The organism is Candidatus Pantoea formicae, assembly GCF_011752625.1.
Lineage (GTDB): Bacteria > Pseudomonadota > Gammaproteobacteria > Enterobacterales > Enterobacteriaceae > Pantoea > Pantoea formicae.
In genome coordinates, this window is record NZ_VWXD01000001.1 from 322,685 (window position 1) to 348,418 (window position 25,734).

Annotated in this window: 24 protein-coding genes; 13 read left to right on the plus strand and 11 right to left on the minus strand. The window is 53.9% G+C overall.

The features are described from left to right. Window positions 1-8: 8 nt before the first annotated feature. A complete protein-coding gene (locus tag F3J38_RS01670) occupies window positions 9-1,142 on the minus strand; it encodes an ROK family transcriptional regulator (protein ID WP_167134512.1) in 1,134 nt (377 codons plus the stop codon). A gap of 201 nt (window positions 1,143-1,343) precedes the next feature. On the opposite strand from F3J38_RS01670, the gene F3J38_RS01675 reads away from it, so the two are divergent. The 5 genes from F3J38_RS01675 (at window position 1,344) to F3J38_RS01695 (ending at window position 7,028) form a co-directional block, all read left to right on the plus strand. Next, entirely contained in the window at window positions 1,344-2,879 is a 1,536-nt protein-coding gene (locus tag F3J38_RS01675; RefSeq protein ID WP_167134514.1) for an ABC transporter substrate-binding protein, read from the plus strand. Between the two features lie 3 nt (window positions 2,880-2,882). Next, window positions 2,883-3,803: an ABC transporter permease gene (locus tag F3J38_RS01680; protein WP_167134516.1), complete on the plus strand. Its 921-nt coding sequence runs from the start codon at window positions 2,883-2,885 to the stop codon at window positions 3,801-3,803. Next, the gene (locus F3J38_RS01685) at window positions 3,803-4,669 is read left to right on the plus strand and encodes an ABC transporter permease (RefSeq protein ID WP_084931837.1); all 867 of its coding nucleotides are present in this window, start codon (window positions 3,803-3,805) and stop codon (window positions 4,667-4,669) included. Before F3J38_RS01680 ends, F3J38_RS01685 begins: the two co-directional genes overlap by 1 nt. After that, window positions 4,666-5,601 carry an ROK family protein gene (locus F3J38_RS01690; protein WP_167134518.1) on the plus strand — a complete coding sequence of 312 codons (936 nt, stop codon included), beginning with the start codon at window positions 4,666-4,668 and terminating at the stop codon, window positions 5,599-5,601. Before F3J38_RS01685 ends, F3J38_RS01690 begins: the two co-directional genes overlap by 4 nt. 191 nt (window positions 5,602-5,792) lie before the next feature. After that, entirely contained in the window at window positions 5,793-7,028 is a 1,236-nt protein-coding gene (locus tag F3J38_RS01695; protein WP_167134520.1) for an MFS transporter, read from the plus strand. 190 nt (window positions 7,029-7,218) lie between these two features. Here the strand turns inward: F3J38_RS01695 and F3J38_RS01700 are convergent, their stop codons facing one another. Then, complete coding sequence (locus F3J38_RS01700) at window positions 7,219-8,100, minus strand: LysR family transcriptional regulator (protein ID WP_167134522.1); 882 nt, start codon at window positions 8,098-8,100, stop codon at window positions 7,219-7,221. A 122-nt stretch (window positions 8,101-8,222) separates the two neighbouring features. Between F3J38_RS01700 and F3J38_RS01705 the strand changes: the two genes are divergently transcribed. Beyond that, window positions 8,223-8,948, plus strand: a complete 726-nt coding sequence (locus F3J38_RS01705) for a pirin family protein (protein ID WP_167134524.1) — start codon at window positions 8,223-8,225, stop codon at window positions 8,946-8,948. 89 nt (window positions 8,949-9,037) lie between these two features. On the opposite strand, the gene iolG is transcribed toward F3J38_RS01705, so the two are convergent. After that, the gene (gene iolG, locus F3J38_RS01710) at window positions 9,038-10,036 is read right to left on the minus strand and encodes an inositol 2-dehydrogenase (RefSeq protein WP_167134525.1); all 999 of its coding nucleotides are present in this window, start codon (window positions 10,034-10,036) and stop codon (window positions 9,038-9,040) included. Window positions 10,037-10,273: 237 nt separating this feature from the next. On the opposite strand from iolG, the gene F3J38_RS01715 reads away from it, so the two are divergent. From F3J38_RS01715 to F3J38_RS01745, 7 genes are all read left to right on the plus strand, one after another. Beyond that, on the plus strand, window positions 10,274-11,299 hold the full coding sequence (locus F3J38_RS01715) for a LacI family DNA-binding transcriptional regulator (RefSeq protein WP_167134527.1): 1,026 nt from the start codon (window positions 10,274-10,276) through the stop codon (window positions 11,297-11,299). Window positions 11,300-11,415: 116 nt separating this feature from the next. Next, a complete protein-coding gene (locus F3J38_RS01720; RefSeq protein WP_167134529.1) occupies window positions 11,416-11,670 on the plus strand; it encodes a type II toxin-antitoxin system Phd/YefM family antitoxin in 255 nt (84 codons plus the stop codon). Continuing rightward, the gene (locus tag F3J38_RS01725; protein ID WP_167134531.1) at window positions 11,667-12,110 is read left to right on the plus strand and encodes a type II toxin-antitoxin system VapC family toxin; all 444 of its coding nucleotides are present in this window, start codon (window positions 11,667-11,669) and stop codon (window positions 12,108-12,110) included. Before F3J38_RS01720 ends, F3J38_RS01725 begins: the two co-directional genes overlap by 4 nt. A gap of 289 nt (window positions 12,111-12,399) precedes the next feature. Next, window positions 12,400-12,966 (plus strand): sugar dehydrogenase complex small subunit, encoded by a 567-nt coding sequence (locus F3J38_RS01730; protein WP_167134533.1) that lies wholly within the window; start codon window positions 12,400-12,402, stop codon window positions 12,964-12,966. Window positions 12,967-12,994: 28 nt separating this feature from the next. Continuing rightward, window positions 12,995-14,650: a GMC family oxidoreductase gene (locus F3J38_RS01735; protein WP_167134535.1), complete on the plus strand. Its 1,656-nt coding sequence runs from the start codon at window positions 12,995-12,997 to the stop codon at window positions 14,648-14,650. After that, window positions 14,647-16,032, plus strand: a complete 1,386-nt coding sequence (locus F3J38_RS01740) for a c-type cytochrome (protein WP_167134537.1) — start codon at window positions 14,647-14,649, stop codon at window positions 16,030-16,032. The genes F3J38_RS01735 and F3J38_RS01740 overlap by 4 nt, the downstream gene beginning before the upstream one ends. Window positions 16,033-16,365: 333 nt before the next feature. Continuing rightward, window positions 16,366-17,676 (plus strand): MFS transporter, encoded by a 1,311-nt coding sequence (locus F3J38_RS01745; RefSeq protein WP_167134538.1) that lies wholly within the window; start codon window positions 16,366-16,368, stop codon window positions 17,674-17,676. 34 nt (window positions 17,677-17,710) lie between these two features. Here F3J38_RS01745 and F3J38_RS01750 read toward each other — a convergent pair whose 3' ends face one another. Genes F3J38_RS01750 through F3J38_RS01785 form a run of 8 tightly spaced genes read right to left on the minus strand, consistent with a single transcriptional unit; the run spans window position 17,711 to window position 25,445 of the window. Then, on the minus strand, window positions 17,711-18,907 hold the full coding sequence (locus F3J38_RS01750; RefSeq protein WP_167134540.1) for an ABC transporter substrate-binding protein: 1,197 nt from the start codon (window positions 18,905-18,907) through the stop codon (window positions 17,711-17,713). Window positions 18,908-18,910: 3 nt separating this feature from the next. After that, complete coding sequence (locus F3J38_RS01755) at window positions 18,911-19,933, minus strand: CobW family GTP-binding protein (RefSeq protein WP_167134542.1); 1,023 nt, start codon at window positions 19,931-19,933, stop codon at window positions 18,911-18,913. 2 nt (window positions 19,934-19,935) lie between these two features. Further along, complete coding sequence (locus tag F3J38_RS01760; protein ID WP_084931825.1) at window positions 19,936-20,229, minus strand: hypothetical protein; 294 nt, start codon at window positions 20,227-20,229, stop codon at window positions 19,936-19,938. A gap of 11 nt (window positions 20,230-20,240) precedes the next feature. Beyond that, window positions 20,241-20,987, minus strand: a complete 747-nt coding sequence (locus F3J38_RS01765; RefSeq protein ID WP_167134544.1) for an SDR family NAD(P)-dependent oxidoreductase — start codon at window positions 20,985-20,987, stop codon at window positions 20,241-20,243. 9 nt (window positions 20,988-20,996) lie between these two features. After that, window positions 20,997-21,770, minus strand: a complete 774-nt coding sequence (locus tag F3J38_RS01770; RefSeq protein ID WP_167134546.1) for an SDR family NAD(P)-dependent oxidoreductase — start codon at window positions 21,768-21,770, stop codon at window positions 20,997-20,999. A gap of 9 nt (window positions 21,771-21,779) precedes the next feature. Continuing rightward, entirely contained in the window at window positions 21,780-23,153 is a 1,374-nt protein-coding gene (locus F3J38_RS01775) for an MFS transporter (protein ID WP_167134547.1), read from the minus strand. Between the two features lie 32 nt (window positions 23,154-23,185). Further along, complete coding sequence (locus F3J38_RS01780) at window positions 23,186-24,067, minus strand: polysaccharide deacetylase family protein (RefSeq protein WP_167134549.1); 882 nt, start codon at window positions 24,065-24,067, stop codon at window positions 23,186-23,188. Further along, window positions 24,060-25,445, minus strand: a complete 1,386-nt coding sequence (locus F3J38_RS01785; protein WP_167134551.1) for an amidase family protein — start codon at window positions 25,443-25,445, stop codon at window positions 24,060-24,062. Before F3J38_RS01785 ends, F3J38_RS01780 begins: the two co-directional genes overlap by 8 nt. Between the last annotated feature and the right edge of the window lie 289 nt (window positions 25,446-25,734).

A 25,734-nucleotide genomic window follows, 5' to 3' on the forward strand; every position in this document is an offset into this window, starting at 1 on the left:
AGCCTCCGCTAGTCAGGTAATTGAATGATAAATCGATATGCTGCCACGCTTGCCGCGGCGCGCGCCCAGCTCTGTTCGCTGATCACGATGCTGGAAATCGGGGTTTTACCCATGATGGAGGGCAATACGTGGCTGTCGATGGATTGCATCACCACGGTCTTGAGTAAGCCGTCGAAAGCGTCAGGTTGATGAGCGATGACGATCAGTTCGGGATCGTTCATCTGAATGATATTGGCGATGGAGAGGCCCAGCGCATGGCCCGCCTGATGCAAAATCGCGATCGCCGCACTGTTGCCTTTGACGGCCAGCGCTTCCAGTTCTGCGATGGATTGGGTCTCCAGCACCTTATCGCGCACGCTCTCACGAATGGCTGTAAGCGAGGCGAGGGTGTCGAGGCAGCCGCGTTTACCGCAGCGGCAAGGGCGTCCGCCGGGTTCAATGGTGCAGTGCGCAATTTCACCGGCCCCGCCGTGTGCGCCGCGATGCAGTTGGCCCTGGAAGAAGTGTGCGGAACCGATGCCGTCACCATGGGAAATCAGTGTGAAGTTGCGGGCCTTCTTTGCCACGCCGAAGATCTTCTCGCTGACTGCCAGCGCTTTGGCATCGTTCTCCAGCGAGACGTCCAGCCCGGTTTGCTGTTTCAGCATCTCGGCCAGCGGCACGTTTTTCCAGCCCAGCAGCGCTGACTGCACGCAAACCGACTGATTTTCATCCACAAAGCCGGAAAGCGTGACGCCTAAGCCAATTAGCTGGTCGGCTGAAATGCCTTTCGCAGCGATCAAGTCGGGGATCGCCGCCGCTAATGACGCACTCAGCTGCTGTGGATCGAGGTTGAGGGCCATCTTCGTACTCGCCAACACCAGGCCGTGCATATCGATCAGCACCAAAACAACCTGCTCACCGAGCAGAGAGGCACCCAGGAAATAAGCACTGTCGGCGCGCATTTTTAATAACACCGATGGGCGACCCTGGCCGCTGGATTCTGGAATGCTCTCTTCCAGCAATCCCGCGTTGAGCATCTCTTTTACCAGCGTGCTAATAGCGGCTTTGCTCAATTTCATATTTTCCGCAATAGCGGTACGGCTCATGCCGTGCGAGGCAATAAGCAGACGCAAAATTTGCTGCTGGTGGGCATTGAGCATTTGGGTTCTCACTGCATTAGCGTTATGGCCTGACAATAATCAGGCCAGAAAACAAATACAACGTTATTTAGTTAATTTTTTGAACACAGATCTAACTATAAGTAAAATATATGAACCATCATCTTGGCTTTTGTTTAGAGAATGTGCCTTATATAGCGAGGTTATTTCACCGAACGTTTCAATGATTCATTGAGGGCCTTCATGGAAAGCAAACTTAAGCATTTCAAGCTACTGACGCTGGCCGGTTGTATTTTGGCGTCGCTGATGAGTTCGGCAGCACTGGCGAGCCAGCTGGTTATCATGCAGAACGAACCACCGCGCAGTATGGATCCGGGTAACCAGACGGCGACCTTCACCGGCACGGTACTCGACCCGATGTACGAAGGCCTGACGCGTTTGGGTGATGACGGCAAAATTATTCCTGCGCTGGCGCTGTCCTGGAGTACAGACAGCAGTGGGCTGCACTGGACCTTTAAGCTGCGTCCCAACGTGAAATTCCATGATGGCACCCCGTTTAACGCGGATGCCGTGGTGGAAAACTTCCAGCGTCATTTGGATACCAAGCGTGGCCTGGCGGGCAGCGGTAAAGTGCGCACCTTTATTCAGGATGTGAAGAAAACCGATGATTTAACCGTTGAATTCCAGCTGAAAAAAATCAATCCGGCCTTTTTAACCGTATTGGCTTCAGGGCCGGGATTAATGGTCAGCCCCACCGCCGATAAAGCGGGCAGCATCAATAATAAAGCCGACGGCACCGGGCCTTATAAGCTGGAGCAATATAAATCCGGCGAATATGTGCTGGAGAAAAAGAATAGCGATTATTGGGGTAAGTCAGCCGGCCCTGATGAAATTAAATGGACGTGGAGCAGTGAGCCATCGGTCATGAATATGGCGCTGCAATCCGGGCAGGTCGATATTATTAACCCAGTGCCACCGCAATTCGCCGGCATGTTGAAAAACAATGCCAACGTTAATTTAAAACAGTCGCCGGGTGCGGCCGTGTTCTGGGTGGATCTCAATACGCAAAGCAAAGCGTTGAGCGACGTGCGCGTGCGTCAGGCGCTGAACTTTGCCACCGATCAGCAGGCGCTGGTTAAAGCTATTATGTTTGGTTATGCGCAGCCGGCTAACTCCCCGCTGGCTCCGGTTGATGCCAACTACGACAAGAGCCTGAAGGATTACCCTTACGACGTGCAGAAAGCCAAAGAACTGCTGAAAGCGGCAGGTTACCCGGATGGCTTCAGCATGTCGATTGCGGTTCAGGCACCGGATGCACGCACCGCGCAGGTGTTGCAGGGGCTGTGGGCGAAAATTGGCGTGAAACTCAACGTGCGTCAGATGGAGAGCGGTGTTTGGACCAAAGCCGCCTTTGCTGATGCCAAAGAGAAAGCCCAGCAGGGCACCGATGCGGTACTGGCGTCGTGGTCTTCCGGGTTATACGGTTCCGATTTGCAACTGCGTCCTTTGTATCATAGCGCCAGCTTTGCCCCTGGTGGTGCGAACCTCGGCTTCTTTAGCGATAAGCAAACCGATGACCTGATCGATACCGCCGCCTCGACGCTCGACGACGCGAAACGCAAAGATCTCTATTTCCAGGCACAGAAACAGATCAGCGGACTGGCTCCACAAGTGCTGCTGTTCTATCAGGATGATCTCTACGCGTCTCGCAAAAATATCAGTGGCGTCACCATGCAGCCTGGCGGACAAATTGTGGTTCGCGATGCAGTGAAGAACTGATCCATGAAAGCGTACGTTGCGAAAAAGGTGCTCTCGCTGCCGCTGATTATCTTCGGCGTCTCGATCATCGTGTTTATTGCCATCCGTGCGTTGCCGGGCGACCCGGCACGCCTGATGGCGGGGCCGGAAGCGCCGCAGGAAGCGGTGGATAACATGCGCATCCGGCTGGGGTTGGATCAGCCGCTGCCAGTGCAATACGTCAAGTTTGCCGCAGAAGCTTTGCACGGCAATCTCGGTGAGTCCTTACAGTCACAGCGTCCGGTGATCACCGAGATCGGCGAGCGTTTGCCTTATACCCTATCGCTCGCGGCGTTGGCTTATTTGCTGGCTATCGCCGTTGGCGTGCCAGCAGGCATGACTGGGGCGATCTATCGCCAGCGGATTCCCGATCAAATTGTGATGGTGTTGACCATCGCTGGTGCATCCATCGCCAACTTCTGGCTCGCGCTGCTGGCAATGAACTACTTTGCGGTAGAGCTGGGTTGGCTTCCGCTACTCGGCGCGGATTCGTGGAAAAACTACGTGATGCCCACCGTCACGTTAGCGATTTTACCCATGGCGATGATTGCCCGCATGACGCGTTCCAGCATGTTGGATGTCTTGAGCCAGGACTACATCCGAACGGCCAAGGCTAAAGGACTACCGGCGGCAAGCATTCACTGGAAACACGCCCTGCGTAACGCGTTGATCCCCATCGTTACTATTGTCGCACTCAATTTCGGCAGTCTGATTGGTGGCGCGGTGGTGACGGAGTCGGTGTTTAACTGGCCGGGTATCGGTCGCCTGCTGGTGGATTCGGTGAAGTATCGCGACTATCCGGTGATTCAGGGGGTAACCCTGGTGGCGGTTACGGGAGTGGTGCTGATGAATTTAGTGGGTGAAATCCTGATTGGCCTGCTTAATCCAAAAATAAGGTTCGACTGATGAACGGCCTCGATACCTCACTGATGCCAACGCGTTCGCGTGGCCGCCAACTGCTGCGCTTTCTGCTTAACAACCCATCGATCACCTTGGGTGGTGGACTGGTGTTGTTGGTGGTCTTGGCATCAGCGCTAGCACCTCTGCTGACGCATTGGGATCCGATTGAGCAGGATTTGCTGAACACGCTGCAAGCGCCTTCGGCAGCACACTGGTTTGGCACTGACGATTACGGTCGTGACATCTTCTCGCGCGTAATTTATGGCGCACGAATCACGCTGCTGGAAGTGTGCTTGAGCGTCGCCATCTCAATGGTGATCGGTATTCCGCTTGGCATCATTTCCGGCCTGGCGGGACGCAAAATTGATGCGCTAATCATGTGGGTGATGGACATCATTTTCGCTTTTCCCGGTATCGTGCTGGCGATTTTAATTGTTAGCGTGCTGGGTGAAGGACTTGCCAACATGCTGATCGCGATCTCATTGTTCTCGATTCCGGTGTATGCACGTCTGAGCCGTAACCTGACGCTCGGCCTGAAGAACATGGAGTATATCGAAGCGGCACATATGTTAGGGGTGCGCTATCCACGCATCATCACCCATTACATTCTGCGCAACTCGATTGGACCGCTGATTGTGCAATCAACATTGACGGCAGGCGCAGTGGTATTATCGGCGGCCAGCTTGTCGTTTCTCGGTTTAGGGGTGCAACCCCCGATGCCAGAGTGGGGCACCATGATGAGTGATGGACGCAACTTCCTTGGGCTGAATATTTATGTGTCGCTGTTTCCCGGATTGGCAATTTTACTGACCGTGCTTGGCTTTAATGTGCTGGGTGATGGCCTGCGCGATGTAATGGATAAACGTTTATGAGTAAACAACCGGCAGTGATCTGCCTTGATTTGGGTGGTTCGTTCGTCAAACTGGGCGTAATGGATGCGCAGCAGCAGTTAACGATACTCGATCAGCAAAAAATCCCGGCACAGAGCTGGCCAGATTTCACCGCGCTCATTGGCCGCATGATTGAACAGTATCAACAATATTTCAGCGCGGACTCACCGCTGGCGATCTCCACGGCGGGGATTGTCTCTCCGGAGAGCGGCGAGATGTTTGCCAGTAATATACCAGCCTTCCATCAACGCAATCTCAATCAGTCCTTGGGCGAGTTACTGCAGCGTAAAGTGATTGTTCATAATGATGCGGACTGTTTCACTCTCGCAGAAGCGTTGGCGGGCGTTGGCAAAGGCCACAAAGTGGTATTTGGTGCCATTCTCGGTTCCGGCGTTGGCGGTGGTTTAGTGGCTGATGGGCGTATCATTACCGGCCAAAATGGCCTGACCGGTGAATGGGGGCATGGACCGATCACCTTGACTGAGGTAGATATCGCGGGTGAAACGGTGCGTTTGCCACGCCAGCCTTGTCCCTGTGGTCAAAAGGGCTGCCTGGATAGCTACGGTGGTGCGCGCGGACTGGAGAATCTTCATCGCACACTGCATCACATCAGCATGAGCAGCATCAACATCATTGCGGGCTGGCAGCAGCAAGATCGTCAAGCACAACGCACCCTACAGGTATGGTTACAACTGGTGAGCCAACCGTTGGCGTATACCATTAATATCACCGGGGCTTCGTTGGTGGCAGTCGGCGGTGGCTTGGCCTCGGTCACGCCACTGATGAACGCGCTCAATGATGAGGTGCAGCGCTATGTGCTGCGCAGCACGCATCATCCGTTGGTCGTGCCAGGAATGTTTGCCCATAATGGCGGGATGATCGGAGCGGCGCTGCTGGCGCACCAAACCGCGTAATGGCAGATATGTTCCTGTTGCGGTGCGATTTATCGTGCGACTTGCAGCGATAAATCGCTGACAGATGCGCCATAAATTGCGCCGCGACAAGTCATCCAAATCACATCTAAATCGGTTATCATGCCCCGCTAAATCCTTTCAGTTCTGACGATGTATCCGAACTGAATTTTCACCTGCGTTTCCGGAAAAACATGTCATCTGTTCAACCCCAACTTAATCAGCTGCCGGACGAGGCAACGCTGCCGCGTGGCAATGTGCTGAAAGCGCTGTTTGCGCTAGGTACCGGTGGCTTTGCCATTGGTACTGGCGAGTTCGTTATTATGGGCCTGCTGCCCGATGCGGCTAAAGGTCTCAACGTTTCTATTCCCTCTGCGGGCCATCTGATCAGTATTTACGCGCTTGGCGTAGTGATTGGCGCGCCGCTGCTGGCCATTCTCGGCGCTCGCGCCTCACGCCGCAATTTCCTGATGACCTTGATGGGTCTGTTTGCAGCTGGCAACTTGTTGAGTTCAATCGCGCCGGGCTATTACTCGATGCTGTTGGCGCGTTTCCTCGCCGGCTTTCCGCACGGCACTTTCTTCGGGGTAGCAGCCCTGGTCGCGGCTGGTCTGGTTGAGCGTAAAAAGCGTGCTCAAGCGGTTTCGATGGTGCTGTTCGGGCTAACGATTGCCAACCTGCTAGGCGTGCCAGCGGTGACGGCGATTGGTCAGATCTTTGGCTGGCGTGAAGCCTTTGCCATTGTGGGTGTGCTGGCACTGTTGACGATGGTTCTGGTGGGGCTGTGGGTACCCAATGTCGCGGGTGACAAAAATGCCAGCCCAATGCGTGAACTCTCGGCCCTGACGCGCAAGCAGGTGTTATTGACACTTGCTATTGGCGCGATCGGTAGTGGTGGCCTGTTCTCGGTGTTCAGCTATGTAAAACCGACCCTAACCGAGCTGGCGCAAATGCCGGTGAGCTGGATCCCCGCGGTGTTAGCGCTATTTGGTCTTGGTATGATCATCGGCAATGTGGTCGGTGGTCGTCTGGCCGATCGTGGGTTGGAAAAAACCATCCGGCTGGTGCTGATTTGGTCGGTGCTGGTACTGAGCGCCTTTGTCTTCACCGCGCACTATACGTTTGCTGGATCGCTTAACGTGATGTTGGTCGGCACCATGGTGGCGTTGGCGAGCGTGCTGCAAATCCGCTTGATGGATGTTGCCGGTGATGCACAAACCATGGCCGCCGCGTTGAATCACTCGGCGTTTAACCTGGCGAACGCGCTGGGTGCGTGGCTTGGTGGTGTGACCATTTCTGCGGGCCTTGGTTGGCAATCCACCGGCTGGGTTGGCGCAATCCTGGCGGTATTTGGCCTGCTGATTCACGGCATCGCGGTGCGCGATGCACGCAGAAAATCGATTACCTTTGCCCACGAGAGCGGCCTCTAATCTTCTGATGATTCCAGGTGCGCATAAATGCGCATCCTACGGTGTAATGCTGATGCTGATGCTGATTCAGATGTAATGCCGATGTCGATGCCGATGTTGGTGTTGGTGACGATTTAGGTGCCAGTGCCAGTGCCAGTGCAGGTGCTGAGTACCTTACCTCTGTAGGGTCGCCATTAATGGCGACCTGGTTTCAGTCCTTCGCCAGCTTCTCCTGCAAAAACGCTATAAACACCCGATTCACTTCGCTGCGCTGCCGATGTTGCGGATAGAGCGCATTGAGGTTAAGCGACGCAGGTCGCCATTCGTCGAGCACGGTCATTAACTCGCCGCTGGCTAATGCGGGTGCGACGATAAATTCCGGCAGCAGAATCAATCCCAAACCGGCGACCGCCGCATCACGCAACATCTCGCCATTATTGCTCACCATTGGGCCTTGAACCGCCATCACTTTGCGCTGATCGCCATTAAATAACTCCCAGCCGGTCTGGCTTTCGCGTCCGTAACGCAGGCAAGCGTGTTGCAGCAGGTCTTCCGGCTCGCGTGGTGCGCCCGCGCCCTGAATGTAAGACGGACTACCACAAATCACGCGGCGAAATACCCCGAGACGTTTGGCTATCAGGCTGGAGTCGGGCAAGGTGCCAATGCGGATCGCCATATCGAAACCCTCGCCAACCATATCGACATAGCGATCGGCCAGTTCAACCTGGAATTGCAAACCGGGATGCTGGCTGAGAAATTCGGCGATGAACGGTGACAAATGGCTGATACCAAATGACATTGGCACGCTAAGTCGAAAGCTGCCCTGCAGTACCTGACGCCGCCCGGATACAGCCTGTTCGGCTTCCTGCACATCATCCAGAATACGCTGCGCATGTTGGGCAAAAATCTGGCCGTTATCTGTCACCGATAACTTACGCGTATTACGGTTCAGCAAGCGCGCCCCGAGTGACTCTTCCAGCGCCGCAATTCGACGACTCACGTACTGCTTTGAAAGCATTAACTGCTCGGCAGCAGCGGTAAAATTGCCGGCTTTGATCACGGCGATATAAATACGAAGATCTTCTATCTGCATATTGTCCACTTATTGGTGACAGTCATTGTCAGGCTAGCGCATTGTTGGGCAAATCAGTTTACGTATACTTATCCTCATTCGGAAGGGCAAATGCCTGACCTCGCACATTAGAGGAACAAACCATGATTGAACAACGCCTGGCAGAACAACGCGGAGTGGGTGACCACGGTTGGCTTAACTCGCACCACACGTTTTCATTTGCTAACTACTGGGATCCAAAACAGACGGGTTTCTCCGATCTGCTGGTGATCAACGATGACCGTGTCGCGGCGGGTCGTGGTTTTGGTGCACATCCGCACAACAACATGGAGATCATCTCCTACGTGCTGGAAGGGGCGCTAGAGCATAAAGATTCGATGGGCACAGGTTCTGTGATTGTCCCAGGTGATGTGCAGTTAATGAGTGCGGGTAGCGGTGTGACGCACAGCGAGTTCAACCACTCGAAAAGCGATAACGTGCATTTCCTGCAGATTTGGATTGTGCCCGGTGAGCGCAATACCCAGCCGGGTTATCAGCAGATTTCAGTCGCTGAAAGTGAAAAACGCGGTCAGCTGCGTTTGATCATCTCACCAGAAGGCGAGAATGGCAGCTTGAGCGTGCGTCAGGATATCCGTATTTATGCTGGGTTCTTTGACGGTGCTGAGCAGCAGACTTTTGAACTAGGTGCTGACCGTTACGCTTACATTCATGTGGCGCGTGGCAGCATTGAAGTCAACGGTGTGAAGTTCAAAGAAGGTGACGGTGCACGCGTGCGTAATGAAACCGCGCTGCAATTCACTAACGGTGATAACGCCGAAGTACTGCTGTTCGATCTGCGTCCGCTGGAAGTGAACCATCCACAGCGTTAAGCAGTGACAAGGCGTCCCACGGGACGCCTCGACATGTTTGTGGCTGTTATGGCAAGCACGCCTTTGGGGCGCCTGCTAGTCGCACAGAATTACAACAACGACTGCGGTGCCACCGGTTTACCGCTCTGCAACGACGCTAGCGCGGCATCTGCCAGCAACAACGCCTGCAATCCATCGTTACCGCTTGGGTAATGGTCTTCACCTTTTGTCAGGGCCTCAATGAAGGTCGCCAACTCGTTGCGATAAGCATCGGCATAACGCTGCAGGAAGAAATGCTGCGGCTTCTGTGCGACTACGCCATTCGCCACTGATTTCACCAACTGTGATTCCAGCTGGTTTGTCACCTGCAACATCCCCTCGCTGCCGTGAACTTCAATACGTTGGTCGTAGCCGTAACTGGCGCGACGGCTGTTGGTGATGACCGCCATCTTGCCGCTAGCACAAGTCAGCGTAACCACGGCGGTATCAACATCGCCCAGTGCTTTAATCTGCGGATCGACCAGCGCTGCGGCACTGGCGAACACTGAAATTGGCTCCTCATTCAGCAGCCAGCGCGCCATATCAAAGTCATGGATGGTCATATCCCGGAACAGGCCACCGGAGACCTTCACGTACTCAGGTGGTGGAGCGCCCGGGTCGCGAGAGCTGATGGTCACTAACTCGGTTTCGCCAATTTCGCCATCACGCAGACACGCCTGCAAATGAGCCATGCTTGGGTCGAAACGACGATTAAAACCAATCATCAGCGGAACACCAGCATCGCGAACTGTGGCCAGACACTTCTGTACGCGTTCCAGGCTTAAATCCACTGGTTTCTCACAGAAAATGGCTTTTTTGGCGCGGGCTGCGGCTTCGATCAAATCTGCGTGAGTATTGGTGGCACTGCAAATGGCGACCAGGTCAATCGCGCTGTCCGCCAGAATGGTGTCGAGATCTGCCACTTTAGCACCGTATTTCTCAGCCAGCGCGTTGGCGGCAGGTGCGTAGACATCCATCACGTAGGCCAGACGACATTGTGGATGTGCAGCGATATTCCCGGCGTGAATCTGTCCAATACGTCCAGCACCTAAGAGAGCAACATTGAGCATTTTAATATCCTTTGAGGGCGACAGGTGATGGCGCTATTAATCGATTTTGCACGGTTTTAAGTCAAAACAAAGCCTAAAAAGGATGTTTAAAAGATGAGGTCGATCACATGAATATTTGAAGTACTTTACCTCAAAAATAAGCTTTTCATTGCAATACAATGCTTTATATCAATTTGATTTTTATGGACTTATCGAGATACTGTGACCGTAACGAGGTGGAAGACATCAGGAAAGGTTATGACGCTACACAACTGGAAATCACCCTCCATAAAAGATATTGCCCAGGAAGCCGGGGTCAGTCCGGCGACGGTGGATCGCGTACTTAATGGGCGTGAAGGCGTCCGCGAGGTGACACGTAAAAAAGTGGAAACGGCCATGACGCGACTAGGGTTGCATGGCGAGGGTGAAAACCGCAGCACAGGTTTACAGCGTATAGCGATTTTGTGCGAATCCGGCACCAGCTTTCTCGGGCATTTAGAACGTCAGGCGCGAGCGGTGATGGCTGCACACCCACCGCTGCACATCAGCATTGATACCCTGCCCAGTGCTCAGTTTAACGCCGACCGTTTCAGCCAATTGATTGCACGCCGAGCCAGTGAAGCGAGTGGCCTGATTTTGGTGTGCCGTGATGATGTGAAGATCAATCGCGCGGTGAAGGCGGCGATTGACGATGGTGTGCAGGTGATTTGTCTCACCAGCGATCTCCCCAATTCACGCCGCACGGCCTATGTTGGCGTTGACCAAATCGCATCGGGTGCCACTGCGGGTTGGTTTATGGGGCGTATGTTACCGCAGCAGCAACCGGGCAACATTTTACTAATTTGTAGTTCTACCTACCGCACGCAAGAAGAGCGCGAAGTCGGATTCCGCCGGGTGTTGCGTGAGTCCTTTCCGTGGCTGACGATCCGAGATCGCGTCAATATTAACGACGAGGCAGAGACAGCTTGGCATAGCGTGAAAAAATGGCTTGATGAAGGCAAACCCCTGGCAGGAATTTATAACACCGCCGGCGGCAACGAGGGCGTAGCCAAAGCGCTGGAAGAGTGTGGTGTTGAGGATCAGGTGATCTTTACCGGTCATGAATTGAGTGAGTCAAGCCGTGTGCTGCTGGAACGCGGCGTGATGGATATGGTGCTGGGGCACGATATGCGAAGGGAAATCGAACAGTGTTTGACGATTTTTAACCAACCGCTCAGCGCGCGTTCGGTGAGTGACGTCAAAACGCCGCTGCTGATATATCACCGCTATTCGTATTTTTCCTGAATATCATCCCGCAAAGTCTTGAGCAAATCCGGTCACGCCTACTTCTTCTCGGTTGTTGAAATTGTGCGCAGCTAGCGTACAATGTAGATACGTTCCTACAATTTATGGAGGCTGCTATGGGTATCTCAACAATTTCAAGCCGTTCATTTAATCAGCAAGTTTCAGCTGCAAAAAAACTGGCTGAGAACGGGCCGGTGTACATTACCGACCGTGGAGAACCTGCACATGTCTTGATGACCTTTCAAGAGTACAAAAAGCTCACGGGTACGCGGCGCAATATCCAGGATGCATTGTCTATGGCTGGTGTCGCCGATATAGACTTTGATCCCCAGCGAGTGAACATCGATTTCAGGGACGTGGATTTTTCATGAGATATTTACTTGATACCAATGTTATTTCCGAAATGCGTAAGGCAAGGACGCCTAAAATCGATGCCAACGTTTCTGACTGGACTGACACCGTGGATGCGGGGGATATGTTCATTTCCGCCATAACGATTTTGGAAATTGAAACGGGTATCCTGCAAATTTTACGCAAGGATAAGCGCCAGGGCGACCTGCTACGTGAATGGTTTACATCAATGGTACTGCGAGAATTTTCAGGTCGTGTACTGCCTTTTGATGCTGAAACCGCGATTCATTGCGCAAATCTTCATGTGCCTGATCAACGCTCTGCAAATGATGCCATGATTGCGGCCACCGCCTTTCGCCATGATATGACAGTGGTTACACGGAATATCAAAGATTTCGAGGGATTGGGCGTGAAGCTTGTTAATCCTTGGGAATGGCAGCAATCCTCAATTATCTCCTAGGGGTGGGTATGCAGGGTACTCACCCTGCCAAATACACCGTTCTCAAATGGTTGTGAGGACTCGATTTTAAATTAAACCTGCATCATCACACCGCTCAGCACCAGACATAATCCCAATCCTCTTCGAAACTATCTCAGACTCAACAATTTTTGACCTAAATTATCATTTAGAGCTATTTCCACACTGTTTAATGGGATTTCGTTCAAATCCTGATAACAGTTTTGCAACTTAGTCGTTAGGATAGCGCCGTTCGGCTTTCTCTTCTTTTCTCAGCATCAGGTAACCCCCCATGAAACGACATTTTGCACCCGAAACCGTTTCTGTAATCAAAAATGGAACCGGTTCCACTCGCAGGGAGTTCTTACTTGCGACTTTGGGATTGACCGTCACTGGCGTGGTCGCAGCCCTGCCGGGGCGTGCGCTGGCTGCCAGCGTGATCCATGCCAGTGACGCGGTGAAACAGTTCGTCGCCGTTTCTCAGGCGATCACTGAACATAAACATCTGGATGTGGCTTTAGCGGCGCGTTTTTACGAGGTTTTGGCGCAGCGCGACGTGCAATTTGTGCCACGTCTGGCACAACTCGCTGCGCTAGTGACGGCACAAATCAGTGCGCAAAATTTTTTGGCAAAAGCCAGCCGCGCGGGCCTGCACGACTTCCTCTACCAAATTGTCACTGCCTGGTACACCGGCACGGTAGGGGATGACTATCACGGCACGCTGGTGGCCTACAAACAGGCGTTGATGTATCAGACGGTCAGCGACGGTTTGGTGGTGCCTACTTACTGCGGTAACGGGCCGATCTGGTGGACAGCACCCGTGCCGGATGAGCATGACGGTCATATCGAACAGCTTTAATTTCCTGAAAACTAAAACGACGAAAATCATGAAAAAACCAACTTTTACTGCGCAGGGTGATGCCTCCGCAGATATTGTGATTGTGGGCTCAGGTGTGGTCGGTGGATTGATGGCGAATGAGCTTGTCAGCCAAGGCTACTCGGTGCTGGTACTGGAAGCAGGTTTACGTATTGACCGTGCGCAAGCGGTCGAAAACTGGCGCAATATGCCGTTCGCCAATCGCGCCGGATCGGATTTTCAGGGGCTGTACCCGCAGTCCAAATTTGCGCCCGCTCCGCTCTACTTCCCGCCTAATAACTACGTCAATGTGACGGGACCCAACGCGTCCAGTTTCCAGCAAGGCTATTTGCGCACGGTCGGCGGCACGACTTGGCACTGGGCGGCATCGTGCTGGCGTCATCACCCCAGTGATTTCGTGATGCAATCTAAATATGGCGTGGGACGCGACTGGCCCATCAGCTATGACGAACTTGAGCCGTGGTACTGTCGTGCGGAACACGAGATTGGCGTGGCAGGCCCTAATGACGCCAGCATGCAGTCGCCTACCGAGCGCAGTCAGCCCTATCCGATGGATATGGTGCCTTTTGCCCATGGTGATAACTACTTCGCGAGTGTGGTGAATCCACACGGTTACAATCTGGTGCCGATTCCGCAGGGCCGCAGCACCCGCCCGTGGGAAGGGCGTCCAACCTGCTGTGGCAACAACAATTGCCAACCCATCTGCCCGATTGGTGCAATGTACAACGGCATTCACCACATTGAACGTGCAGAACGCAACGGCGCAGTGGTGCTGGCTGAGGCCGTGGTCTACAAAATCGATACCGATAGCAATAACCGCATCACCGCTGTGCACTGGAAAGATGCTGCCGGTGCCTCGCATAAAGCCAGCGGCAAAGCCTTTGCACTGGCCTGCAACGGTATTGAAACCCCACGTCTGTTGCTGTTAGCGGCTAACGATGCCAACCCGAATGGCATCGCCAATGGCTCCGATATGGTCGGACGCAACATGATGGACCACTCCGGTTTCCACTGCTCATTCCTCACCGAAGAGCCGGTGTGGTTGGGGCGTGGACCGGCACAGAGCAGTTGCATGGTCGGCTATCGCGATGGAGAGTTCCGCCGTGATTATTCAGCCAACAAAATGATTTTGAATAATATTTCTCGTGTCGTGGCCGCAACGCAGCAGGCGTTGAAGAAGGGGCTGGTGGGTAAAGCGCTGGATGAAGAGATCCGCTACCGTTCGGTCCACAGTGTGGATATCTCTATCAGTCTTGAGCCACTGCCGGATCCGGAAAACCGTTTAACCCTGAGCAAAACCCGTAAAGATCCCCACGGTTTGGCGTGCCCAGACATCTATTACGATGTCGGCGATTACGTGCGCAAGGGTGCGGAAGTGTCGCACGAGCAGTTGGAAAAGATAGGCAAGTTGTTCAATGGCAAAGAGTTTGCCATCAGTAAAGGCCTCAACGCCAACAACCACATCATGGGTGGCGTGATCATGGGGAAAAGCGGCAAAGATGCGGTGGTGGACGGTAACTGCCGTGCTTTTGATCACGAAAATCTGTGGTTGCCGGGCGGTGGCGCGATCCCTTCTGCCAGCGTAGTGAACAGCACCTTGACCATGGCGGCGCTGGGCCTGAAAGCAGCACATGATATCAGCTTGCGCATGAAGGAGTTCGCATGAGAACGATCCTGCTAGCAACGCTGATTGCCTTTGGCGCCCAGGCTGAAACGTTAGATACAAACCTGCTGCATCAGGGAGAGCAGGTGGCGATCGCTGCTGACTGTCAGGCGTGCCATACCGCACCGGGCAGTAAAAACGCCTTCAGTGGCGGCTATGGTATTGCGTCACCGATGGGCACCATTTACGCCACCAACATCACCCCGGACAGCAGCGGCATCGGCAATTACAGCGAAGCGCAGTTCTCAGAGGCGGTACGTCACGGCGTGCGCGCCGACGGGGCGCAACTCTATCCCGCGATGCCATACACCTCGTACAGTATGATGACCGATGCCGACCTGCACGCACTCTATTACTACATGATGCATGGGGTAAAAGCACAGCCGCAGCCTAACCCGCAGACGGATCTGCCATTCCCGTTCAATCTGCGCTTTAGCATGCGCTTCTGGAACATGATGTTTGCCAACGACAAAATGTGGCAGAACGACGGCAGTAAAAGCGCCGAATGGAATCGCGGTAACTATCTGGTCAATGGCCTGGCACACTGCAATACCTGCCATACACCACGTGGTTTTATGATGCAGGAGCAGCAGGAACGGCCATTGGCGGGCGGACCGCTCGGTAGCTGGTATGCGCCAAATATCACCTCGGATGCGATCAGTGGTATTGGCGGCTGGAGCGACGAAGAATTGGTGCAGTATTTGAAAACCGGTCGAGCTCCGGGCAAAAACCAAGCCGCAGGCGGGATGGCCGAAGCCGTTGAGCACAGCCTGCAATACCTGCCAGACAGCGATTTGCAAGCGATTGCCACTTATCTGAAAGGCACCGCACCGATTCGCGATCAAGGGGATACCCTCCCGGCGTTTAGTTATGGCGCGCCCTATGATGTGGAAAATAGCATCCGTGGGCGTAATCCCAACAACGCCAACCATTCACTGAATAACGGTGCCGCGTTATTTAGCGGCAATTGCGCCAGCTGTCATCAGCCGGATGGCGCGGGCAGTAGTAATCAGGCCTATCCTTCGTTGTTCCACAACACGGCAACGGGACTGCGTAATCCGAATAACCTGATTGCCGCTATCTTGTTTGGCGTTCAGCGTGATACCGCTGACCACCAGGTCTTGATGCCGGGCTTCAGTTCACCGTCCTATGTCGACAAACTGAATGATCAGCAGGTCGCGGATATCAGCAACTTTGTTCTGGCGCATTACGGTAATAGTGAGGTGACGGTTACCGCGGGGGATGTGGCGTGGGTAAGAAAAGGCGGTCATCCCCCGCTATTGGCTCGTCTGCAACCGCTGATGCTGCCGGGCATCATTGGCGCAATCATTGTGTTACTGGCGGGTATTGCCCTGTGGCGTGTGATACGTCGTAAACGCGTGTAGGTTGATACCAGGTGTGCATTAATGTGCACCTTATAAACCGCATTAAATCTTCAAAGGGTCGTCATGGATGGCGACCCTGACTGCCTGGCATGTTACAGGTTCAAGTTACATCCGCTGTTTTATCCACCATTATTAATCAATTCTTTCCTCACGAAATTTAACCGCTCCGTTTAAACGCCACTCTTCCCGCTAATTGTGCCCTTAAGATCACGCCGTAAGTAACACAGTTTCTTAACATTCATCCCAGTGATTAGGATCGCAATAATTATTGCCAAACTCTCTTTAATAGAAGCCATTGAACTTACGCATGGTTGCGCAAAGAGAGAGGGTGTTATGCACGAGAAAATCCCCGGAACACGTTGGTATCGCGTTATTGCCCCGATTTTAATCACCTGCATTATCTCGTTTATGGATCGCGTGAACATCAGCTTTGCGCTGCCTGGCGGCATGGATCAGGACCTGGCAATCACTAGCCAGATGGCCGGTATGGTCAGTGGCATCTTCTTTATCGGTTATCTGTTTTTACAGGTGCCAGGCGGCCGCATCGCGGTGAATGGCAGTGGCAAACGCTTTATCGCGTGGTCGCTGGTGGCGTGGATGGTGGTCTCCATTGCCACTGGTTTTGTCACCAATCACTATCAACTGCTGGCGCTGCGTTTTGTCCTGGGTATCTCTGAAGGCGGTATGCTGCCGGTGGTGTTAACCATGGTCAGCAACTGGTTCCCGGAGAAAGAGCTGGGACGCGCCAATGCATTTGTCATGATGTTTGCCCCACTGGGTGGCATGTTTACTGCGCCGATTTCCGGCTACATCATCAATGCTCTTGACTGGCGTTGGCTGTTTATTATTGAAGGCTTGCTCTCGGCGGTGGTTCTGTTGGTGTGGTGGCTGGTCATTGCCGACCGCCCTGAAGAGGCGCGTTGGCTTCCAGCGCGTGAAAAGGCGTATTTGTTGCAAGAGTTGGCGCGTGAACGTGCGGCCCATCGCAGCGCGGCGCCGATCACGAAAGCACCGCTGAAAGCAGTGTTTGCTAACTCGGGACTGATGAAGTTAGTGGCACTTAACTTCTTCTATCAAACCGGTGATTACGGCTATACCCTGTGGTTGCCCAGCATTTTGAAAAACCTCACTGGCAGTAATATGGCGGGCGTGGGGTTACTGGCGGCGATTCCGTTTGTGGCGACCATTTTAGGGATCTATGCCATCTCCTGGCTCAGCGATCGCACGGGTAAACGCCGTTTGTGGGTGATGGTTTCCCTGTTCTGCTTTGCCGCCGCGCTGCTGGCTTCGGTCGTGCTGCATAGCAATATCGTGGCAAGTTACATTGCGCTGGTGGTCTGTGGTTTCTTCCTGAAAGCGGCCACCAGCCCTTTCTGGTCGATTCCGGGACGTATTGCCGCACCTGAGGTGGCAGGGAGTGCGCGCGGGGTGATCAATGGACTGGGTAACTTGGGGGGCTTCTGCGGTCCCTACTTAGTTGGCATCATGACAATGTTGTATGGGCAGAGTGTGGCGATTTGTTGGCTCGCAGGTTCACTGGTTATTGCCGGCATCATTACCTTGTTACTGCCACGCAATTGCGATATCAATCCTTCGGCACCGCGTGAAGTGGATACGGATAAAGGGTTAGTGAGTGTGAAGTAAATGTTTGCGCTGCCACTGGCAGCGCTAAAGGGGTTTACTTGCGCAGTAGCGCATCCTGCCAGCGACGCGTGAGGTAGTTATGTTCATCCATCACCGAGTTCCAGACAGCAATATGACTCATACGCTGTTCATAACTGCCGCCGTCCCGCACTTCACCAGCAGGAATCAGCGGCGCGCCATGAGCATCAAACAATACTTCGGCGGCGGGTTTGCCGCCATACCAAAAATCCCACTCTGCGGCTGAAAGGTGACTTCGGCTGCGTTCCTGATTAGAGATGTAATAGCCTTGTCGCGCCATCACGGCTCCCGGCCAGCCCGATTGCCACCAATTGAGATAGTCATAGGCTGCATCTTTAATTTTACCGGTCGCGCAGCGAGAAAGGGACATGCCGCCATACCACGCTCGATAGCCTTCTCGCGGGTGCGCCATTTTATATCCGCGCTGGTGGAAATGATGGCGGAAGTAAATCGGTGCCCACAGGCTCTGCACTTCGACCTGGCGATTGTCGATCAACCCTCCTGCCTGTTCCTGCGTAGCCCAGAAAGCAGCAAAATGGCCTTGGCGGTTTAGACGCGACAGCGCATGCGTCAGCACATCGATCTCTTCAAGGGTTAAATTGCCCGCATTGGTAAAGCGAGCCAGCCCCGCGCCTTGCATCGCAAGTGCGGCGTCCAATCCCCCCATTGCCGCATCTTCCTGCAAGGCAACCTGCCCGGTCAGTGCTTCATGGAATAACCAACCCCAACTCTCTTCCTGACCACGCAGTGCGGTGGGAAGTCGGTCTACGTGGTAAGCGAAGCTGTCAACGTTATGGGTGAGCGGCAACATACTGATGCGGTCACTAGGTTGGCGGCTAAGTGACAGATCACGCTGTACGTACAATCGTTGAGAAGGGACACTGCCATCGGCAAGCACACCATCTGGGCTCAAGGTGCCCTGTTTTGCCAGGGTATTCACTTCATCCCAATACTTGAGCTTTTTGATTTCCAGTGGCTGAATGGCGCGTGCTGGCCAAACGAAATCAATATTATGAAACCACTGGTCATACAGGTCATAGCTCTCGGGATGCATCACGGCAATACGCTGTGCATCCTCCACGCTATGCAGTAGATACTCAATTTTAATCCCCAAATCCTGCTCCGCGCGCACGCGCAGCAGTTCCAGCAACGTGACGGAAGTGCCGAGCACGCGCAGCGTCAGTTGATCATTTACGATCGCCGCAGAATTCATCCTTTAAGGCTCCTGTAACGCCTGCATATAGCGGCTAAACGCCTGTTGCAAACGGTCAGCTTCCAGACCGCGTAAAATAAACACCAGCTTAGAGCTTTCCAGCTCGCCAGGCCAATCCTGCAAATGAATGGGTGGATGTAATGTGTGTTGAACACCCTGTATCACGATGGGCGAACGGCTATCACTGATGCGCAAAATGCCCTTCATACGTAATACCGTGCTGCCATGGCAATGTAATAGCATGGATAACCAGATGGCAAATGCGGGCCAGTTTAACGACTGTTCCAGCGTTATCACGCAGGTTTGCGTTGGTGGATGTGAGAGGGAATGGGCGGTCGGTTTCAAGGCGAAATGGTCATCCGCGCAGGCACCCAACCAGCGAAAACGCTGATCGCGGGAGCCATGCTCGACCTCTGACTGAAACAGAGGGTGTGGTGTGTCGAGTATATGCTGAGTATCCGTGAGCTCCGCCATAGGATTGATGTTATGCAACCACTGCTGCAGGGCGCACTTCTCAAGTTCGCTCACGCGATCGCATTTGCTGAGCAGCAGTTTATCCGCAGCACTCACTTGTGCAATCCATTCAGGTTGTTCGTCTGCTTGCTGGCGCGCATGTTCTGCATCCACCAGAGTGACCAGAGTGCCTTGTGTGAAATGGTGTTGCAGTTGGCGATCGTGGAGCAGGGTCGAGAGAATAGGGGACGGGTCAGCTAAGCCAGTGGTTTCCAGAATCACCTGTGTGAACGGAGGCAGTAAGCCTCGCGCCCGACGTTCATAGAGGTCGAGCAGGGCGGTTTTGAGTTCGCCGCGTATCTGGCAGCAGATACAACCGCTGGGTAACAGAACGGTGTCAGGTGCTACTTCATTGAGCAGGTGGTGGTCGATACCAACCTCACCGAATTCATTCACCAGCAATGCGATGTCATTCAGATTCTGCTGTGCAAGCCAGCTTTTCAGCAGCGTCGTTTTACCACTGCCGAGAAAGCCGCTGAGCACATGCAATGGCAGTTTTTCTTCGTAATGCATGGCTATTCCTGGGCTAGCGCGGCTAGCCAGTTATCGTCGAGCGGATCGATTGGGCGGCGAATCATCTTCTCCGCCTCTTTCCATAACACATCCAGTGAGCTCACCAACGTTTGCTGTCCGGTTGGGCTCGCGAGCAGCCAACTGTTATGAAATTCACTCAATGTCAGTCGCCAGGGTTTAAGGGCCCTATTTAACAGTGCCAACTGCTGCAGGCGCAGCTGGCGCGGAGGGATATCCTTTCGCAGTGGATCGCTCCACTGCGGCCCGTTATCCAGCAGGCCGCAGACTCCACACATGGTTCACTCCGTTACGGCATCACATCGCCGGAATTGGGGCCAAGCGTTTGGCCAACAAACAAATTGCCGCCAGGCTCACTGGCTAACAGCAGCGCCACGGGCGCCACTTCTTCGGCCAAGCCAAAACGCCCTAAGGGGAGTTCAGCGGCTTTCGCCTTCTTCCATGCAGTGTTTATTCCGTCAATCAACGGCGTTTCAATCGGACCAGGAGCGATGGCATTGACCAATACATTTTGCGACGACACCTCCAGTGCCAATGATTTTGTAAAGCCAATCACTCCCGCTTTCGCCGCTGCGTAGTGGCACAGCTCTGCACCCCCTTTAATCCCCAACTGAGAGGCGACATTAATGACGCGCCCCCAACGTTGGGCCAGCATGGCTGGCAACGCCCGTTGCGTGGCAAGAAACACGCTACGCAGATCGACTGCCATCATCTCTTCCCACATTTCCAGCGTGATGTCGGTGCAGCGTGCCTGCGTTAACATCCCCGCGTTATTGACCAGCACATCGATGCCGTCAAAGCGCGCCAGACAGGCATCCACGGCGGCGGTGGCACCACTGACTTCGCCAACATCGGCAACAACACCATGGCACTCCGCACCGAGTTGTTGGCATTGAGTCACCATGGCGGCCAGTTTTTCACTGTCGCGATCGGCCAGCACCAGCTTTGCCCCTTCCTGAGCGAAGCACTGTGCAATGGCGACACCAATCCCGCTGGCTGCACCGGTGACAACACAACGTTTATCCTGCAATTGCATATTCACTCCTCAATCTGGCCAGCGCACGGTAAGACCGCCATCAACAATCAGGCTTTGCCCAGTGAGATAGCTACTCTCTTCGCTGGTCAGAAACGCAATGACTTTGGCTATTTCATCTGGACGTCCCACGCGGGCCAGCGGAATGGCTTTGGCCGCTTTTGCTAACCCCTCAGGGCCAAGCGAGTTCTGTTTGTCCAGCGATTGTGGTGTTTCAATCAGGCCCGGGATGATGGCATTGCAACGCACACCCTTTGGCGCAAGTTCAACTGCCAGCGATCGACAGATGCCTGGCACTGCTGCTTTGGCCGCTGCATAGTGGGTGTGATCCTGCCAGCCGTACACGCCGCCTGCGATGGAAGAAACGGCAACCAAACTGGCTCCCGCTGCAAGATGAGGTGCCGCTGCACGGAAGCACCGCATCACACCGGTTAAATCCACATTTAACATGTCATCCCAGCGCGCATCGCTCATCTCTTCGATGGGGGCGCGTCGCAAAATGCCCGCGTTGGCCACGACATAATCAAGGCGACCAAAGTGTTCTACCCCCTTGCTAATGAAGTCATCGACGGAAGGCGTTGAGGCAACATCCAGTGGTAGCCACAGGGCATCACCACCCGCTGCTTCTACCTGTGCGGCGGCGATGGCGGGGTCGTGTGGATCGGCCGGATAGTAGCCAGCAATGACGCGTACGCCGCGCTGCGCATACAACGTTGCCAGCGCCAGGCCGATACCGCTCGCTGCACCGCTTATTGCGGCAACCGGTTGAGAAGTTGAACTTTGCATGACGATTCCTTAGGCCTGTGGCTGTGTGGTGGCAGCACTGTTTACGGTCGTGCTGTGATGTGCTCCCGCACGCGCAAACAGCATAATGATGCCGGAAATGAAGCACGGCACGGCCCCAAACCACAGTGCAGCATCCTGCCAATGCCCACCACTGCTCAGTACGCTAGTGGTGCCTACGCCAGCGATAATGGCGCCGACTGGACCCATCGCACCAATCAGCGCCCCCGCGGTAGCACGGATGGCCGTTGGGAAACTTTCACTGATAAAGAACAGCGCAGCCGCGTAGGGACCAATCAGGAAGAACAACCCGATGCTGTAGAGTGCGACGATAGTGGCGAAGTTATCCGGGCAGTACAGCATTCCGGCGAAGGCGACACCGCCCAGCATCCAACCCACGGCTATGGTATTGCGACGTCCGAAGCGGTCACCCAGCCAGCCATGTGCCAGATAACCACAGTAACCGACGAGGTTAGAGAGAATCAGAATCAGTAAGGAGTTGTTGAATGAGACGTCGTGCGTTTTCGTGATAACGGTGGTGCCCAGCACACTAAAGATTTGAATTGCAAACCAGTTAATCAGGACTGCGCCACCCAGAACCAGCGTGGCACGCAGTGATGGACCACGGAAGGCCGCAGCCAGTCCACTACGGTGCTGTTCTTCATAAGATACCTGATAGTCCGAAGCGACTTGTCGCGCATCCTTATCATTACCTTCAGCACGAAGTTGCTGAATTTTTTTCTGCACCTGGAATTGCGGCGTCTCCTTCAGCTTCAGTGCCATTACTGCGATCACCAGTGAAGGCAGTGCTGCAAAGATAAAACTGCCTTGCCAGCCGATAATCGGCATCAAAATGGCCGTTAAGGCTGAAGCCACTAACGCACCCACCGGCCAGCCACCCTGAACAAGGCTGTAGACGAACCCTTTGCGTTTGTTGAGTTTTGGGTCATCAATGGCGGTATACAACTCTGATAAATAGGTCGCGTTAACGGTTTGTTCGGCATAGCCCAAGCCCGCGACAGAGCGAATGGCGGTTAAAGCACCTTTACCCCAGGCCCCACCGATGGCGGTCAGCAGTGAGCAAAGCGCCGCACCGCCGACGGTGACAACGATCCCCATACGACGGCCGAGGCGATCAACCAAGGGACCAATGGCCAGCGCGATGACTGCGCCACCGACGGCGACCCACGTGGCGATTTCCGCCTGTTCAACTTCGCTCCAGCCAAAATGCCCACCGATTTCCGGCAACAGCGTGCCGAAGAGAATGAAATCATAAACTGCAAAAACCCAGGCAAAAAAAGCAATCCAGGTGGCAAATTTCACATCCCTGATGGTCAACTGCTGAGGCTGCCAGCCATTTACGGAGATTTTCTTAAAGATGCTCATAGCGCTATCACTCTGTCAGGGGTTAAAAGGCGTTATGCCGAGCGCGGTTGGCGCGTTTTGAAGTCATCTGCAATTTCGTCGAAGGTGACAAAACGGACCCCTTCATGGCTGCGGATGTATTGAATCAGACGTTCCAGCATTAACAGGACCTGCGGGCGGCCGGAGACATCGGGATGAATGGTCATGGTGAACACCGCATAGTCATTCTCGCGGTAGACCCAATCGAATTGATCACGCCACATTTCTTCCAGATGGCGGGGGTTCACAAAGCCATGGCTGTTAGGTGATTTTTTGATGAACATCATCGGTGGCAGATCGTCGAGATACCAGTTAGCTGGAATCTCGACCAGATCGGTTTCTGCTCCGCGTTGCAGCGGCTTCATCCAGGCATCCGGGTGCTGGCTGTAATCAATTTTTGTCCAGCTATCGCCGACGCGAACGTAGTAGGGATGGAAATCGTTATGCATCAGGCTGTGGTCATACTTAATGCCTTTCTTCAGCAGCAATTCATTAGTCACGTTGCTAAATTCCCACCACGGGGCGACGTAACCGGTCGGGCGTTTGCCTGCCAGCTTGGTCACTAACTCTATGCTGCGATCCAGGACCGCTTCTTCTTGTGCGGGTGTCATAGCAATCGGATTTTCATGGCTGTAGCCGTGAATGCCAATTTCATGCCCAGCATCGACCACCGCTTTCATCTGTTCCGGGAAGGTCTCAATCGAATGACCGGGAATAAACCAGGTGGTCCGCAGATTCTGTTCAGCAAACATTTTCAGCAGGCGTGGCGCACCCACTTCCCCGGCAAACAAGCCGCGAGAGATGTCATCAGGTGAATCCTCACCACCGTAAGAACCTAACCAGCCGGCAACGGCATCCACGTCTACGCCAAATGCGCAAAGAATTTCTTTAGCCATTAATCATTTCCTTTAGGGTATGTTGAAAAAAGTCAGTGTCGGCGGCATGAAGGGCAGCCATGAGTAAGCGGTCATCCTCACCCGCCGGTAACGAAAACAGCAGGCTGGTGAACAACCCATCATCCGTCTGGCCACTGGGTAGGGCGACGCCGGGCATATCCAACAAACTGCCCGGCATGGTTAAGCGCAACGTAGCGCTATTGGTGTTGGCGAATGCTGCTGCATCATGCAGCGGCGGGAAAAGCGGAGCCGTGTGCGCCACCGTTGGCGTGATCAGCACGGCTCCTGCTAACTCATCAGTCATGGCTTTTTGCCACTCAGCGCGCTGCTGGAGAAAATCGTCAAGCACGGTGGTGCTGAGTTGACCTGAAGCCGCTAAACGGATTCGGATAAAAGGATCCATTTTTTCAGCATCGGGCGATGACAGCAGCGCGGCATGAAGCTGGAAGGCTTCCACGGCGCCCGGCCATCCGTGTTCTGCAATCCATGACAAGGCGGCATGGAAGGTAAGAAGCGGTCGGCGTTCAACGCGATAACCCTTGGCCTCCAGCCGTTCGAGCGCGCGATAACTCTGATCGCGCACGGCGTAGGAAGCCTGATCAAACAGTGATGTGTCGGCGATAAAATAAGGTGTGACATCCTCAACCTCGACACCACCGCACAGAATTTCATCTAACGCACGGACATCCCGTACGCTGCGACACAATGGGCCAAGCGTGTCGAGCGAGGTAGCCAACGGAAACACGCCGCCATCTTCATAGCGTTTTCGACTGGCGCGATAACCAATGATGCCGCTGAACGCGGCAGGTATGCGTACTGAGCCTGCCGTATCGGTGCCCAGCGCAAAGCAGGCCAACCCCTCCGAAACTGCACGCGCAGAGCCGCTTGATGAACCGCCGGGCACATGTTCGCTACCGTCACGAGCGATAATTAACGGGGTGCCAAACGCAGGATTGATGCCTAATCCGGAAAAGGCGAATTCACTCAGATTGGTTTTGCCAATGTTAACCAATCCTGCCTGGCTCAGACGTGTGACCAGTGCAGCATCAGATGCGGCGGGTATTGCTTGTTTGCGCGTGGCAGAACCGGCAGTGGTGCGAGTGTTAGCGATATCGAACAGATCTTTCCATGCGACGGGAATACCATCCAAAGCACTTAGCGGTGCCCCTTGCTGCCAGCGAACAGTTGCAGCCGCAGCCTCTTGGAAAGCACGTTCAGGTGTTAGCGAGATGAAAATGCCCTGCGATCGCTGAGCAGCGGCAATGCAACATTCGGCAAAGGCCAGCGGTGTGAGCTGCTGCTGGGCAAAAAGAGCTGCGATGTCACAGGCATCAATTTGACCTTGCTGAAATTGCTGGCGAATAGTTTCGGCGTTCATGCTCACCCTTAAATGTACATTTAAAATAAAAATCCATTTAAACATAGCAAGAGCGATGCCAGATCTTGGAGTGGAAAGTGGTGGAAATGTGATCTTTATGTTTAATAAATGATTAAATCATGCAAATTCAGTGGGTTATTGCGTAGGCGGGTTTTTGATTCTGCGTTGTTGTTGAAAATCTGCGGATTTATTTTAAATGTATATTTATCTTAATGATCCGTTATTGTGCAGCGTGCACTATTACTGTGCTTCATCGGGAGTCGGCTTCGCCTATTAGTGAGTTGTGATA